The 14,117-nt window shown below is 40.9% G+C and carries 9 protein-coding genes; 4 read left to right on the forward strand and 5 right to left on the reverse strand.

Going from position 1 to position 14,117, the window contains the following annotated elements; genetic code table 11:
* The first annotated feature begins 15 nt into the window (after positions 1 to 15).
* The gene (locus tag P4S58_RS19280) at positions 16 to 1,713 is read left to right on the forward strand and encodes an FAD-dependent oxidoreductase (protein ID WP_102965247.1); all 1,698 of its coding nucleotides are present in this window, start codon (positions 16 to 18) and stop codon (positions 1,711 to 1,713) included.
* 110 nt (positions 1,714 to 1,823) lie between these two features.
* Here the strand turns inward: P4S58_RS19280 and P4S58_RS19285 are convergent, their stop codons facing one another.
* Together P4S58_RS19285 and P4S58_RS19290 are read right to left on the reverse strand one after the other, a co-directional pair.
* Positions 1,824 to 3,152 (reverse strand): 6-phospho-alpha-glucosidase, encoded by a 1,329-nt coding sequence (locus P4S58_RS19285; protein ID WP_102954265.1) that lies wholly within the window; start codon positions 3,150 to 3,152, stop codon positions 1,824 to 1,826.
* 66 nt (positions 3,153 to 3,218) lie between these two features.
* The gene (locus tag P4S58_RS19290; protein WP_337165244.1) at positions 3,219 to 4,823 is read right to left on the reverse strand and encodes an alpha-glucoside-specific PTS transporter subunit IIBC; all 1,605 of its coding nucleotides are present in this window, start codon (positions 4,821 to 4,823) and stop codon (positions 3,219 to 3,221) included.
* A gap of 300 nt (positions 4,824 to 5,123) precedes the next feature.
* Here P4S58_RS19290 and P4S58_RS19295 point away from each other — a divergent pair, with 300 nt between their 5' ends.
* Complete coding sequence (locus P4S58_RS19295) at positions 5,124 to 5,834, forward strand: GntR family transcriptional regulator (protein ID WP_102954263.1); 711 nt, start codon at positions 5,124 to 5,126, stop codon at positions 5,832 to 5,834.
* 230 nt (positions 5,835 to 6,064) lie between these two features.
* Here the strand turns inward: P4S58_RS19295 and P4S58_RS19300 are convergent, their stop codons facing one another.
* The 3 genes from P4S58_RS19300 to P4S58_RS19310 form a co-directional block, all read right to left on the reverse strand.
* Complete coding sequence (locus tag P4S58_RS19300) at positions 6,065 to 7,951, reverse strand: methyl-accepting chemotaxis protein (protein ID WP_337165247.1); 1,887 nt, start codon at positions 7,949 to 7,951, stop codon at positions 6,065 to 6,067.
* 107 nt (positions 7,952 to 8,058) lie between these two features.
* Entirely contained in the window at positions 8,059 to 10,632 is a 2,574-nt protein-coding gene (locus P4S58_RS19305; protein ID WP_443089031.1) for a bifunctional aconitate hydratase 2/2-methylisocitrate dehydratase, read from the reverse strand.
* 128 nt (positions 10,633 to 10,760) lie between these two features.
* Positions 10,761 to 12,365 carry an ATP-binding protein gene (locus tag P4S58_RS19310; protein WP_337165251.1) on the reverse strand — a complete coding sequence of 535 codons (1,605 nt, stop codon included), beginning with the start codon at positions 12,363 to 12,365 and terminating at the stop codon, positions 10,761 to 10,763.
* A gap of 264 nt (positions 12,366 to 12,629) precedes the next feature.
* Here P4S58_RS19310 and P4S58_RS19315 point away from each other — a divergent pair, with 264 nt between their 5' ends.
* A complete protein-coding gene (locus P4S58_RS19315) occupies positions 12,630 to 13,613 on the forward strand; it encodes a Bug family tripartite tricarboxylate transporter substrate binding protein (RefSeq protein ID WP_102954259.1) in 984 nt (327 codons plus the stop codon).
* Positions 13,614 to 13,627: 14 nt separating this feature from the next.
* Positions 13,628 to 14,113 (forward strand): tripartite tricarboxylate transporter TctB family protein, encoded by a 486-nt coding sequence (locus tag P4S58_RS19320; RefSeq protein ID WP_337165252.1) that lies wholly within the window; start codon positions 13,628 to 13,630, stop codon positions 14,111 to 14,113.
* The last annotated feature ends 4 nt before the right edge of the window (positions 14,114 to 14,117 follow it).

The raw sequence follows: 14,117 nt of genomic DNA on the forward strand, positions 1-14,117 counted from the left end.
AACTTGGAGTAAATTATGACTAAGATTGTGATCATTGGTGGTGTTGCAGGTGGTGCTTCTGCCGCGGCTCGTGCTCGTCGTTTAAGCGAAGATGCACAAATTATTATGTTTGAACGTGGGCCGTTCGTTTCATTCGCCAACTGCGGATTGCCATATCACATCGGTGGAGACATCAAAGAACGCGGAAATCTTCTGCTTCAAACGCCAGAGAGTTTCTTAGCTCGCTTTAACGTTGATGTTCGCGTAATGAATGAAGTGCTCCGCATTAATCGCGCAGAAAAAACCATTACTGTGCGTAATCTTCTCGATCAAACTGAATACACAGAAAGCTATGATTTTCTGCTTCTAAGCCCAGGTGCGGGTCCGATTGTTCCGCCAATTCCGGGGTTAGACAACCCATTGACGCATTCACTGCGCAATATTCCAGATATGGATAAGATTATCCAAACGATTAATACCAACCAAGTTGACCACGCAACAGTTGTCGGTGGCGGTTTTATCGGCTTGGAAATGATGGAAGCGTTCCATCAGCTTGGTATTAAAACCACGTTATTGGAAATGGCAGATCAGGTGATGACGCCTGTAGACCGCGAAATGGCTGGGTTTGCTCACGCAGAGATCCGCGCTAAGGGTATCGATTTACGTTTAGGCACGGCATTAAAAGCGGTTGAATTCAAACCAACAACTTCACTAGCGAGCATGGACTCAGGTCAGAAAGAACATCAGCACATTAATGGTGAACTTGAGTTGACGCTAAGCGATGGCGATACACTCACCACTGATATTCTGATCATGGCGATTGGTGTGCGTCCTGAAACCAAACTGGCGTCAGAAGCGGGTCTGCAAATTGGTGAGCTTGGTGGTATTTATACCAATGAGTATATGCAAACCAGCGACCCATCTATCTACGCAGTGGGTGATGCTATCGAAGAGAAAGACTTCGTGACGGGTAAACAAACTATGGTTCCTCTAGCAGGACCAGCAAACCGTCAAGGTCGTATGGCAGCAGACAATATGTTAGGCCGTAGTGAAACTTACCAAGGTACTCAAGGTACTGCGATTTGTAAGATCTTCGATTTGGCAGTCGCTTCAACCGGTAAAAACGAGAAGCAGCTAAAACGTGAAGGCGTTGAGTACCAAAAAGTTTACGTACACACTGCCAGCCACGCGAGCTACTACCCAGGAGCTGAAGTGGTTTCGTTCAAAATGTTGTTCGATCCTAAATCAGGCAAAATCTTCGGTGCGCAAGCGGTGGGTAAAGATGGCATCGACAAACGTATCGACGTGATGGCTGTTGCTCAACGTGCCGGTATGACAGTAGAACAGTTACAACACTTAGAGCTGACCTACGCGCCACCATACGGCAGTGCGAAAGACGTCATTAACCAAGCGGCATTCGTGGCAAACAACCTAATCAAAGGCGATTCAACTGCGATTCACTTTGATGAGATTGATAACCTTACAGAAGACCAATTGTTGCTAGACGTTCGTAACCCAGGTGAACTACAAAACGGTTATCTACCAGGTGCAGTTAACATTCCTGTTGACCAACTTCGTCAACGTATGGATGAGCTGCCAAAAGACAAAGAGATCATCATCTACTGTCAGGTAGGTCTGCGTGGAAACGTGGCGTATCGTCAGCTAGTAAACAACGGTTACAAAGCACGTAACCTGCTAGGTGGTTACCGTACTTACCTGTTTGCTAAAGCGTAATACAGTCTGTTTCTGCTAAACATATTGACTCGTAAATACAGATTAATAAGCGGAAACATCAATGACAAAAAAGGAGTGCCTACATAGGCACTCCTTTTGTTTACGCTCATTTAGTGAAGTTCGGGCCAGTAAGCCTTATTTGCTTCAATAAGGTCATCCAATATTAGCTTAGCTACTGTTGCACTTGGCACTGTCTTAGATAATGTGATTGCCTGCCACAACTTCTGATACGATTGTTCAGTCCAGGCTTCCGCAACCAGTTTTTCTACGGATACTTGCTGACTCATCATACCAAACTGGAATTGTGGGATGCTTCCGACTCTCAACGGCTCTGGGCCATTGCTACCGACAAGACATGGAATTTCCACCATAGCTGTGGAATCAAAGTTTTCAATTGCACCCTTGTTTTCCACAATCAGTAGCATGCGCTCTTTGGTATTGAAAGCGATCGCTCTGGCCAAATCCACAATGTAGGAAGCGTGCTCATCCACTTCAAGCTCACAACCTTCGCTATTCCCCTGCTGAATGATCTTACGACACTCACTGAAGACCAGCTTTTCACGGTTATCCATCACTTCATTTGCACGGGTGTAATCCGGATTTGAATGCTCCACCACATAATCAGGGAACAGATAATACTTCAGATAGGTATTTGGTAATGTCTCTGGATCCAATGCATAGACATCTTTAGCCTTAGCAAAAGTATCATTCCAACTGGCTTCTACGTGCTGCCCACCTTCCGCAGTCGGTGGCACATAACCATGCTTACTGACGTAATCTTTGAGAGCCGGCATCATATCTTCACCGTTTTTATTGGTGATACTCTTCCACCAGCCAAAGTGGTTTAAACCGTAGTACATCACTTCTAATTCTTTACGGGATTCCATGCCCAGAATATTTGCCATACGGTTCTCGATACCTATTGGCATATCACAAATATTCAGAATTTTACTGTTCGGGCAAAGTACTCGTGTTGCCTCTGCAACAATGGCAGCAGGGTTAGAGTAATTCAGCATCCAAGCGTTGGGTGAATATTTCTCCATATATTTCACCAACTCCAGAACACCTCCAATAGAGCGCATGCCATAAGCGATCCCACCCGGACCACAGGTTTCCTGACCGACGACACCATATTTAAGTGGGATTTTTTCATCCAACTCGCGCATCGGATATTTGCCAACACGGATATGCGCCATAACAAAGTCGACATCTGTAAACGCCACTTCAGGCTCTGTGGTATAAGTGAACTCTATTTGTGGTGCTTTTTCTTTCAGTAAAACTTTACATGCTTCTGCGACAATTTCCTGTCTTGCGCCGTCATTATCATAGAACTTGAGGCTTCTAATAGGGAAACGGTCAAGATTATCCAATAACATTAATACAATGCCAGGGGTAAATGTGCTGCCACCACCGGCAACTAATACAGAATGCTTTTTCATATTGATCTCCATTAAAACATCAGTAGCTAAGTTTTTTAAATTTGTGACTTTAGTGATTAACTTTATTTAAGCTGTAACAGCGACAGGGCTTTCCATCAGTTTTTCCATACGATCCCGCACTTGAGAAACCGACAACCCAATAACGATCTGGATGGCGTCTTTATTCCGCACTACTGCGTGAGCACCTGACTGGCAAAATACGGAGTCCGTCATCAGCAGGCTTGGGTCTCTCACACTGATACGTAAACGGGTCGCGCAGTTATTGATCTCTTCGATGTTGTCCATGCCCCCCAGAGCTTCCAGCAACTGGAGAGCCTGAAGGTCACGCGGGTCGTCAGTACTTTCAACTCCGTTAGATTGGTCATTTCTTCGGTTGCGATATTCAGCTTTTGAAAACAGTTTGATCTCATCTTCCTTCGCATTCCGGCCTGGAGTTTTAATATCAAAGCGTAGAATCAGATACTTAAAGGTGAAGAAGTAAATGGCTGTGAAACCGCAACCAATCAGCAATTGCGTTACCATCATCATTGAGTGATTCTCAAACATTGGTAACCAGTTCATCGCTGCGATTTCCAACACGCCACCGCCCATATTGCCAACCACACCGAACATGAACATCACTGCTGCCATCGTTGCAGCAAGCAAAGCGTGGATCCCAAATAGGTATGGAGCGATAAACAAGAAAGTGAACTCAAGAGGTTCAGTGATACCCACCAAGACGGCAGTTAAAGCGGCTGGGATCAATAGACCTTGAACTTTGTGTTTGTTCTCCGGCGCAGCAGTAGCAATCATTGCGGCAGCAATACCGATGGCACCAAATATCTTTGAGTTACCATGCAGAGCAAAACCGCCTTGTGGAAATTGTTCGATAAGAGGTTGGGTGGATTGAGCGAACTCGCCAATATGCTGTAGCCAGTAGGCCTGAATGCCTCCTTCTACCGCTGCTGGTCCGAAAATGAAAGGGCCATAAATAAAGTGATGCAATCCAGTCGGGATTAGAATGCGTTCCAAAAAGGTATAAAGCCAAACGCCAAAAGCACCAGCATGACTTAGGAACACTTGCAGGGAACCAATGCCAATTTGCACTTGCGGCCAAATTATGGCCGTCATAAACGCCAACGGCAGCATAGCAATAAAGCCGATCATAGTGACAAATGCAGCCCCCTGAAAGATCCCCAGATAATCAGGCAGTTGCTTGTCAAAGAAGCGGTTGTGGATATAAGTTACAACGCCAGCTATGAAAATAGAGCCAATAATGCTGGTATCAAGAGTTTTCACGCCAGCAATCATGGTCAAACCGCTAAGCCCACCAATCGGTTGGCTAAAGTCCACACCAAAATCTGCACCCCAAGTAGTTAGAATTGCAGCGATGTAGTAGTTAAATGTCATATAAGACACTATGACAGCCATACAGGCTCGTGCTTGTGCCTTTTTAGCCAAACCAATTGGCAGACCAATGGCAAACAGGATTGGCATATTGCGAAACACTGTCCAGGCTCCTTCCTGAACAATCATCCACAGTTTGAACCAAATAGTATCTGGATTCGCTAGTGAACCCATCAGGCTTGGATTGGTAAACAGGATTGATATACCCGCCACTATCCCCGCAAATGGGAACAAAAGCACGGGAGTAAACATTGCACCCCCGAATCTTTGCAGTGCTTTTAACATATCTATATCTCTATCTATCTTTGTTTTTGTTTCACTCAATTTTTAAGATTCAAATTGATCCGATTTGCCAGCCAGCAGGGAAACAGTAGGCAATTTAGTTTTGCCAAAACATCGCGGGGAATTTGCTTCGTGAACCTCATCACTTTTATATCTCTGAACATTTTGTATACATACAGTGAAGAAATTAGACAACTTACATAAAAGCAATAAATGAATAAAAATAACTCATTGAATTGAAAATAAATTCAAGAGAACAGCGGACAAAAATTAATAGATACCATCAAAAAAATAGGTATAAAAGTGATCTACATTTTTCTTGCTAATCAGATTAGAAACCGAATTAATTCAGAGGAATTTCAACTCAACCAACCGCTTCCTAGTGAAAAGAAACTCGCTGAAGAATATGGGGTAGCCAGGATGACCGTCAGAAGAGCAATTGATACGCTCGTTGATGAGGGGATGTTGGAAAGAAAACATGGCAGCGGCTGTTACATCATAGACAAGGATGTGACTTTCGAGAATAAAGGGTTGAATAGCCTTACCGAACAAATTACAAAAACAACAAAAAAACTAACCAGTAAAGTCATCGGTTTTTCAGTTATTCCTTGCCCTTCCAGTGTCGCTCGCAGACTCAAAATTAATCCCGGAGAATCTATCTATTACATAATCAGAATCCGTTATGTCGATAAACACCCCGTGCATTATGAAGAATCATTTTTACCCGTAAAGCTATACCCGACATTGTCCGTTTCTCATATGGAAAACTCTAAGTTTCAATATATCGAAGAAGAGATGGGGCTAGTCATAGAAGGCAACTATTTCACCTTTACGCCATATCAAGTACCAGAGGCGATCGCCACCCATATGGAAATTGCTCCCGGAACATTAGCAATGCAAGTGACTTCTATTAGTCAATCTCGAAATGGAAAAGTACTGGATTATTCTATTACCACTGAGAATACTCACTACCATCAGACCACCTACTACTTCAGAAGACACAGAGCATCATGATTGATTCAGCTTAATGAGCTATTTCACATGAGTTCAAGATACACAGTCAGAAAAATAGAGGGCTTACTTATTTGTTCGCGCACGACGCCTTCCATATGCGAACGTCGCCTATGTTTAACCAATAAAGTTATGGTTTGACCAATAAATTAAAGTCTTCGCTAGTAACATGATTAGCGAAGACTCTTGAGTAATTTAGGCTAGAGGAGATGAAAACTAAGGCTATTGGCGACCTAAACTTTGAACTTGTGGACCTGTTCTGTCAGTTCATGAGCAAACCTATTTAACACCATAGAATGTTCAGCACCTTTGCATGCTTCCTCATTTAACTGGTCGGAAATTTGTTTGATCAACTCAGTATTACTATTGATTTCACGGCTTACCGCCGCCTGCTGTTCTGCTGCTGTAGCAATGTGAGTAAACATATTATTGATATCGACTGCAGAGCTACGAATGACAGAAAACACATCCACTGCGTCACTGGTATTCTTCACACTTTGCTCTGCTAACTCATGGCAATGATTCATTCCGTTAACCGCTTTCATAGCAGTATTTTGCAGTTGACTGATCATTTGACTAATTTCTTCTGTAGAGTTTCGAGTCTTCAAAGATAAACTTCTTACTTCATCCGCAACTACAGCAAATCCTCTGCCCTGCTCACCCGCTCTGGCAGCTTCAATTGCAGCGTTTAGTGCCAATAAGTTAGTTTGTTCAGCAATCTCATTTATTGCCGAAACAATCAGAGTTATTCTCTCACCCTGTTTATGCAGCGCATCTACTACGGAACCTGCGTTTTGAACCTCTTCCAACAGTTCGCTAATTGATGCCTGACTTTTATAGACTAAATCATTCGCGTTTTGGCTAACGTCCGTCATTTCACGCATGCGTTCTGCTGCGTGTTCAGCATTATCGGCAATATTATCTGTGGTTGCGGACATTTCTGTCATCGCGCTTGCAACCATGATGACCTCAGCCTGCTGATTGCTGATCATCGCTTGCCTCTCACTGGAAGCATCAGAAATAATTTCCGCTTGCTCCTGAACTTCTTCTGAAAGCTGGCTGATAGATAATATTAAACTATGCATTTTTTTGACAAATAGGTTAAAACTTATTGCTAATTTTCCAACTTCATCGTTACCTTTAGAGTGAATATATGCGGTTAAATCACCCTCTCCACAAGCAATTTTATCTAGCTCAGTAGCGACTGTTTTTAGGTTTGACAACAAATATCTCAATACCATTGTCAGCATAATGATAGATACTAATATAATAATTACCGTTGCTATCGCCTGATATATTAATAACTCTTTAACCGGTTCTAACAATAATGATTTCTGACTCATCATAACCAAGTACCAATTGGTATTAGGTACTGATGAAATAGTACTTAAGTAATCAATTCCATTGATAGATATAGGAACTAACTGCTCACTGTCTTGTTGCTCAATGAGCGTTTCAACAGAAGAATTATTTCTAACCGATGCAAAGATCTCATCTTCTTTAAACTTACTAGAATGAGAGATGATCTTACCATCTTCAGAAAACAATACTGAAAAGCCATCACCTGGAACTTTCACAGAAAGGATGTCGTTATTAATTTTATCCAGTGGAATAGAAGCCATCGCCACGCCGCGTAACTTGCTACCAGATAATATTTTTTTTGATACAGTTGTAATTAGCTTTCCACTAGAGGACCCAACATAGGGCTGGCTAAGATATACAGTATCCCTCGACAGTGCATTCTTATACCAAGGACGTATCGTTGGATCATAATTCTCCTTGGTATTTAAACCTTCAGCTCTATAAGTGTCACCATTGGGCGTACTGAACAACACCGAACCAAACTCTCCTGCCCGACCTACTGTATCGAGCTCACCGATGAGTACAGATGAGTCTTCAATTCTGTCTAGCGCAGAGGAAAAAGCTTGTAATACCGTAATTCTTTGACCAAACCACTCTCCAATAGCTTCTGCATTTCTTCTTACATAGAGGCTATTTGAAATGGAAATATTTTCCATTATTTGTGCTTGAATTCGATTAATAGCAATACTCGCTTGTATTACGCTAAAAATGGATACAATTATGCAGCAAATAACTAAAATTTTCTTAGTAAGGGACATATGTATTAAACCTTATCGACTTTATCTCCAATTTTAATTAAAACCAACGGACAAAAACTGGAATATGAAATGTACTACCCATAAAAATGGATAGTACATGGGTTAAATTAAGCAATAAGAAGATTTAGCTCTTTGTTATAAAGTGGGTCCTTATCAAAAGCCAAATAATAATAGATTTTTTCTTTATTCTCTTGAAGTACAGACGCCGCCTCAAGATATTCACCTACCGTTGGAAGATGTCCAATAATTGCGGTAATCGCAGCCAGCTCCGCTGATGCAAGAAACACATTTGTATTTGTTCCCATACGGTTAGGGAAGTTACGAGTAGAGGTTGAAACAACCGTTGTACCTTCCATCGCTCTCGCCTGATTACCCATACATAGAGAACACCCGGGTTCTTCTATACGTCCACCAAATCGGACGAAGGTGTTAAAACACCCTTCTTTACGGAGGCGAACATCGTCCATCTTGGTAGGTGGTGCTAGCCATAATTTCGATTGAACAATTTGGTTCTGTTCTAATAGCAACTGTGCAACCGCTCTGAAATGACCGACATGAGTCATACATGAACCAATAAAGACTTCTTCTATCTCAGTTCCCGTGACATCTGATAAAAGCTTCGCATCATCAGGGTCGTTAGGACAACAGAGGATAGGTTCTTTAATTTCATTGAGGTCAATTTCGATAATTTCTGCGTACTCAGCATTTTCATCGGCTTTAATTAAAGTCGGCTCTTTCAACCATGTTTCAATAGCATGGATTCTATTTAACAGTGCCGTACGATCGCTATAACCGTTATCTATCATCCAGTTCAATAGAGTGATATTCGACTTCATATGTTCGATCACTTTATCTTCTGAGAGTGCAATGCTACAAGCTGAAGAAGATCGCTCAGCAGAAGCGTCCGTTAGTTCGAATGCCTCATCAACACTTAGATGTTCAAGCCCCTGAATTTCGATGATACGACCAGAAAAAACGTTCTTCTTGTTTGCTTTTTCCAGAGTGAGCAATCCTTTCTGAATAGCGAAATATGGAATCGCGTGTACCAGATCTCGTAAGGTAATACCCGCCTGCATTTCGCCGGTAAATCGGACAAGCACGGATTCCGGCATATCTATTGGCATAGTGCCTGTTGTAGCAGCATAGGCGACCATTCCGGAGCCTGCTGGGAATGAAATTCCCACAGGGAAACGCGTATGGCTGTCTCCACCAGTACCAAGAGTGTCTGGTACCAACATACGGTTCAACCATGAGTGAATGACACCATCGCCCGGACGAAGTGCGATACCACCTCGAGAATGGAAGAAACCCGGTAATGTCTCATGCAGTTTGCTATCGATAGCTCTTGGGTAAGCAGAGGTATGACAGAAAGATTGCATAACAAGGTCTGCGCTAAATTTCGTACAGGCGAGATCTTTTATCTCATCTCGAGTCATACCACCCGTTGTGTCCTGTGAACCGACAGTAGTCACTTTAGGTGTGCAAAACATTCCGGGTTTTATACCTTCAACACCGCATGCTCTACCTACTATTTTTTGTGCCTGAGTAAACGGTCCAGTTGCCTTCTCGCTACCCTTTTCTGTTGATGGAAATCCTAATGCATTACGCACTCGATTCGTTAGAGACTGTCCGATTAGGTATGGAACCCGACCTCCAGCGCGAACCTGTTCCAAAATTGATTCATGCTTTAATTTAAAGGTCGTAATTTCCGCATTAGAGCCATGCTTACAGATAACACCCTGATAAGGGTAAATATCGATAACATCACCAGTGTTTAGCTGAGTAACATCAACCTCAATTGGCAAGCTTCCGGAATCTTCCAGCGTATTGAAGAATATCGGCGCAATTTTCCCACCTAGTACAACTCCACCAGCCTTTTTATTGGGTACAAATGGAATATTGTCACCGATATACCAAATCAATGAGTTAGCAGCAGATTTTCGAGAGGACCCCGTACCAACAACATCGCCGGCAAAGCAGATAGCATGTCCTTTAGATTTTAGCTGTTCTATTTGAGCTACCGGACCAGTGACACCTTCTTCATCTGGTTGTACACCATCACGGGGGTTCTTATACATACTTCTCGCATGTAGAGGAATGTCGGGGCGAGACCAAGCATCTGGAGCAGGAGAGAAATCATCCGTTGTGCTCTCGCCAGACACTTTAAATACCGTCATAGTCAGGCACTGAGCAACCTCTGGACGACGAGTAAACCATTCTTTGTTTGCCCAGCTATCTACCACTTCAGCTGCGTATTTATTACCAGCTTGCGCTTTAACAACAACATCATCCGCTTTTTCGTAAACCAAGATGATATTTTTCAATTGCTCAGCCGCTGTCTGAGCCAACTCATCATCATCTAGGATTGTTATTAGCTTATCGACACAGTAACCGCCTACCATACTGCCTAGCAGCTTTGTTGCTTCTACTGGGCTAATTCCACTTACTCTTAACTTCTGTTGCGCGATAGCAAATAGCTTATCAGCCTTAACGAGCGCTGCGTCATCCACCCCTGCTGGAGTTTGATAGGTAATCAGTTCAACCAATTCAGCTACTCGAAAGTCATTTGTCTCAGTCTCAAGCAATGAAAAGCAAGCGGTGACCTCTTCAGCGGATAGTGAGGGCTTGTTCACGCCAATCAGTTCACGCTCTTTACACTTACTAATGTAATGCTGATAAATTGTATCCATAATACTATTCCTATTGTGATGAATAGTATTATTGTCATTAGTTTGTATTGTCGGTAACGTGATTAATAACTAACTGCCCACTTAGCATAAAGAACACTATGTTTTTTATGAACATAATTTTATGCTTCATTGACTAGGCCCACTTGAGTGGAGGGAATATATATAGAGAATAGTGCTCCTCCCAACTCTGATTGATCCACCACAATTGTTCCATTAGAGCTAGTTACAATATTATTTATTAGGTTTAAACCAATCCCATGATTCGGATCTTTTTTTCTGGTAAATTTTCTATCAAATATCTTATCTATTTCTTCATCACGAATACCACACCCACTATCTTCCACTTCGATGATAAAGTCTTCACCTTCATACACATACAATCTAACAGTCCGGTCACTAATTTTTGATGAAATAATAGCTTCAAATGCATTATTTAATAGATTACCAACAATACAGTTCAATTCATTTTCACTGATAGGCATAGTATCAGATTGAACATAGCTAAATGGGTCGACTTCTAAAACAATGCCAAGCTCTTTAGCTCTTGAGAGCTTGCTTAAAATCAAAGCAACAAAAGTAGAACACTGGAACATTTTTGACAGATTAAAAATGTCACTTTGCTTGCTTTTATGTTCGTCTTTAATAAAGTTAATTGCTTTATCGTATTGCTCCATTTGGAGCAAGCCATAAACGATTGACAACTGATTATTAAATTCATGGATTATCGCGCGTAAATTCTCTTTATCATTATTGGCATAGTTTATAATTTGTTCGAGTTCTTCTAATCCCTTTTTTATACGTAAACTAATGACAACACCGGATTTTTCACCTTGCTCATCATACATAAATCGTCTGTTCGCAATAAACTCTTCCCCATTGCATGTCATGGGATAACTTACAATTTCGTCTTCATTTGAAATATCAAAAAATTCAATGGGATATAAGTAGTCTGAAATGTGAGAACCATTCACTTTATCACGCCCATCTAGAATGTTTAGATCGCGCATCGCAGAGTCATTAATCACTAAAATATGATTTGCTTTATCTATGGCAACGACACCTTCAAAGACTGTATTAAGTATTCCCTGCCTCAACTTTAAAGCCATTTCAATTTGCTGAGGTGTCTGATGAAACATTTTCCTTCTGAGGTAATGAACAAATTTTAAGCTAAAGAAACCAAAAAGAGACAGAAGTAACAAAGATATTATTAGGGTAGAAAAATATCTTTTCGAGAGTTGACCTAAGGCCTTATCATAATTAATTCCAACGGATACTACACCGCAAAATTTATCATCAAAGAAAACTGGAACTCTAGCTTTTATCAAAAGCTTATTTTCCATCCCTGTACTAATCGAAGTAACATCATTACCATTTTTTATTTTATCAAAATCGACATTAACCAAAGGCTGCCCGATTCCTCGACCTTCACTATGATAGAGTCGAATCTGTTGAGTATTTGTTATGGAAACATAATCTATATCTTCTGGTGGAATATAGTTTTCCATTAATCTGGAGATCATAAGGCTATCTTGGTGATATACAGCCTGTCTGAGGTTTTGATTGGATGCGATAAGCTTAGCCTGGCTTAATGCGAGAGATTTTATGCTATCAACTCTTACAGAATTAATATTCTCATAAAGAACATACTCAAATGTAAATACAATAACAAAAGCTGAAAATAGCATTATAAGTAAAATTTTCTGGAAAAATGATATCGGCTTCACAATGGCTTATCTCTGAATAAAATTCACTAGTTCAAAGTATACATAAAATCCCTTTGTAGGAAACTAATATAATTAAAATATTCATCCTTTAAAAAACATCAAGTTAGAGTGATTTTCTTATTTTGTCCATTAACTTCATACTATCAATTATGTTCCAGATTGATATCAATAACCATCACAATCCTAATCTTATTAGAGCGATATGATTGGTCCCATATTCAAGTTTTGAACCAGCATAAAATCCAATAATTTGAGGATGTAAATATGAAAAAGTTAATTGCTCTATCAGGTGTTGCAGCAGCATTATTACTTGCAGGTTGTGGGCAAGAAAACAAAGCAGAAGATAAAGCAGTATACCCAGCTAAACCTATAGAAATGATTATTCCTTTTGGTGAAGGTGGCGCTAGCGATACTTTCGCTCGTAAATTTTCTACACTAATGGCTAGCGATATGCCTCAACCTATTCAGGCGGTCAATAAAAAAGGCAGTAGTGGCCTTGTCGGAATGGTTTATGCGGCTCAACAACCAAGCGATGGGTACACCATCTTAGAAGTTACTCCTTCTATGGTGATTGCGGATGCGTTAGGCGTCAGCAAAGCTGTTAAATTTATGCGTGATTTTGAACCGCTTGCGCGAATTCAATCAGATGTATACGTATTGTGCCTACCTGAAAACAGTAAATTCGCGTCATTCGAAGAACTTGTTAAATTCGGTCAAACTAACCCTGTCACATTCGGTGGTGTAAGCCCTGGTGGACTGGATGATTTAACTCTTAACGCATTAGCCGATGAAACAGGCGTTCAAGTTAAGTTCATCCCTTACCGTTCTGGTTCAGAAGTAAAAGCGGCTGTACTGGGTGGTGAAGTCGACATTTACTTGGACAAAATTGTATCAGCGGTCAATTACATTAAAGACGGCAAAGTGAAACCAGTTTTGGTATTGAATGACCAACGTATTGATCAAATTGATGTCTTTAAAGAAGTACCAACAGCTGTTGAACTTGGCTACGACGTTACTATCGGTTCATGGCGTGGATTTGTTGTTAAGAAAGGTACTGCTCCAGAAGTTAAACAGTATCTGATTGATAAAATGAAATCTGCCTATGAAACAAAAGAATATAAAGATTTTGCAGAACTGAACTTAGTTAATATTCGTCCAGGCTATCTTGACGCCGAAGGTTTCTATAAACAGTGGGAATCTGAGTATAAGAAGTTTGACAAAGTCGCCGTTAAAGTTGGGCTTAAATAAGCGAGGTAAATAAAATGGGTGAGATAATCTTCCATGTATTTCTTTTAACAGTGCTAGGGTTATTTTTTAACGCTTCACTAGATATCAATACAGCTCGAATGAGTGACCCAATAGGTCCTGCTGGATTTCCTCAGGTAGTTATTATTCTAGCTATTTTACTTTTAATTCCTTCACTCTATAAAGCCTTTAAGGCTTATAAATCCCAAGGCGAGAGTAGTAAGAATAACGGAAAAATTAAAGAGTTAGATCCAGGTTTCCTTGCGGTTTTATCCGTGATTGTCATGTTCGTATTGGTTATTGATTATGTAGGTTTTTGGTTTGGCGCGGCTATTATCGTTTCGTCGGTAATGTATATTCTTAATCAAAGAACGCCATTACAACTGGCCTTAACCACTGTAATTAGTGCAATCGCATTCACTGTTGTATTTGGTAATATTTTGAGCATACCACTTCCGCGCGGTATCAGTATTTTCCAATCAATTAGTTACCTACTCTACTAATATT

It is taken from the genome of Vibrio sp. Hal054 (genome assembly GCF_037162405.1).
Lineage (GTDB): Bacteria > Pseudomonadota > Gammaproteobacteria > Enterobacterales > Vibrionaceae > Vibrio > Vibrio diazotrophicus.

Bases quoted from the DNA above. Each gene is read 5' to 3' on its own strand.
- P4S58_RS19280 (WP_102965247.1), top strand. From the start codon at position 16: ATGACTAAGATTGTGATCATTGGTGGTGTTGCAGGTGGTGCTTCTGCC.
- P4S58_RS19320 (WP_337165252.1), top strand. From the start codon at position 13,628: ATGGGTGAGATAATCTTCCATGTATTTCTTTTAACAGTGCTAGGGTTA.
- P4S58_RS19315 (WP_102954259.1), top strand. From the start codon at position 12,630: ATGAAAAAGTTAATTGCTCTATCAGGTGTTGCAGCAGCATTATTACTT.
- P4S58_RS19290 (WP_337165244.1), bottom strand. From the start codon at position 4,823: ATGTTAAAAGCACTGCAAAGATTCGGGGGTGCAATGTTTACTCCCGTG.
- P4S58_RS19300 (WP_337165247.1), bottom strand. From the start codon at position 7,951: ATGTCCCTTACTAAGAAAATTTTAGTTATTTGCTGCATAATTGTATCC.
- P4S58_RS19285 (WP_102954265.1), bottom strand. From the start codon at position 3,152: ATGAAAAAGCATTCTGTATTAGTTGCCGGTGGTGGCAGCACATTTACC.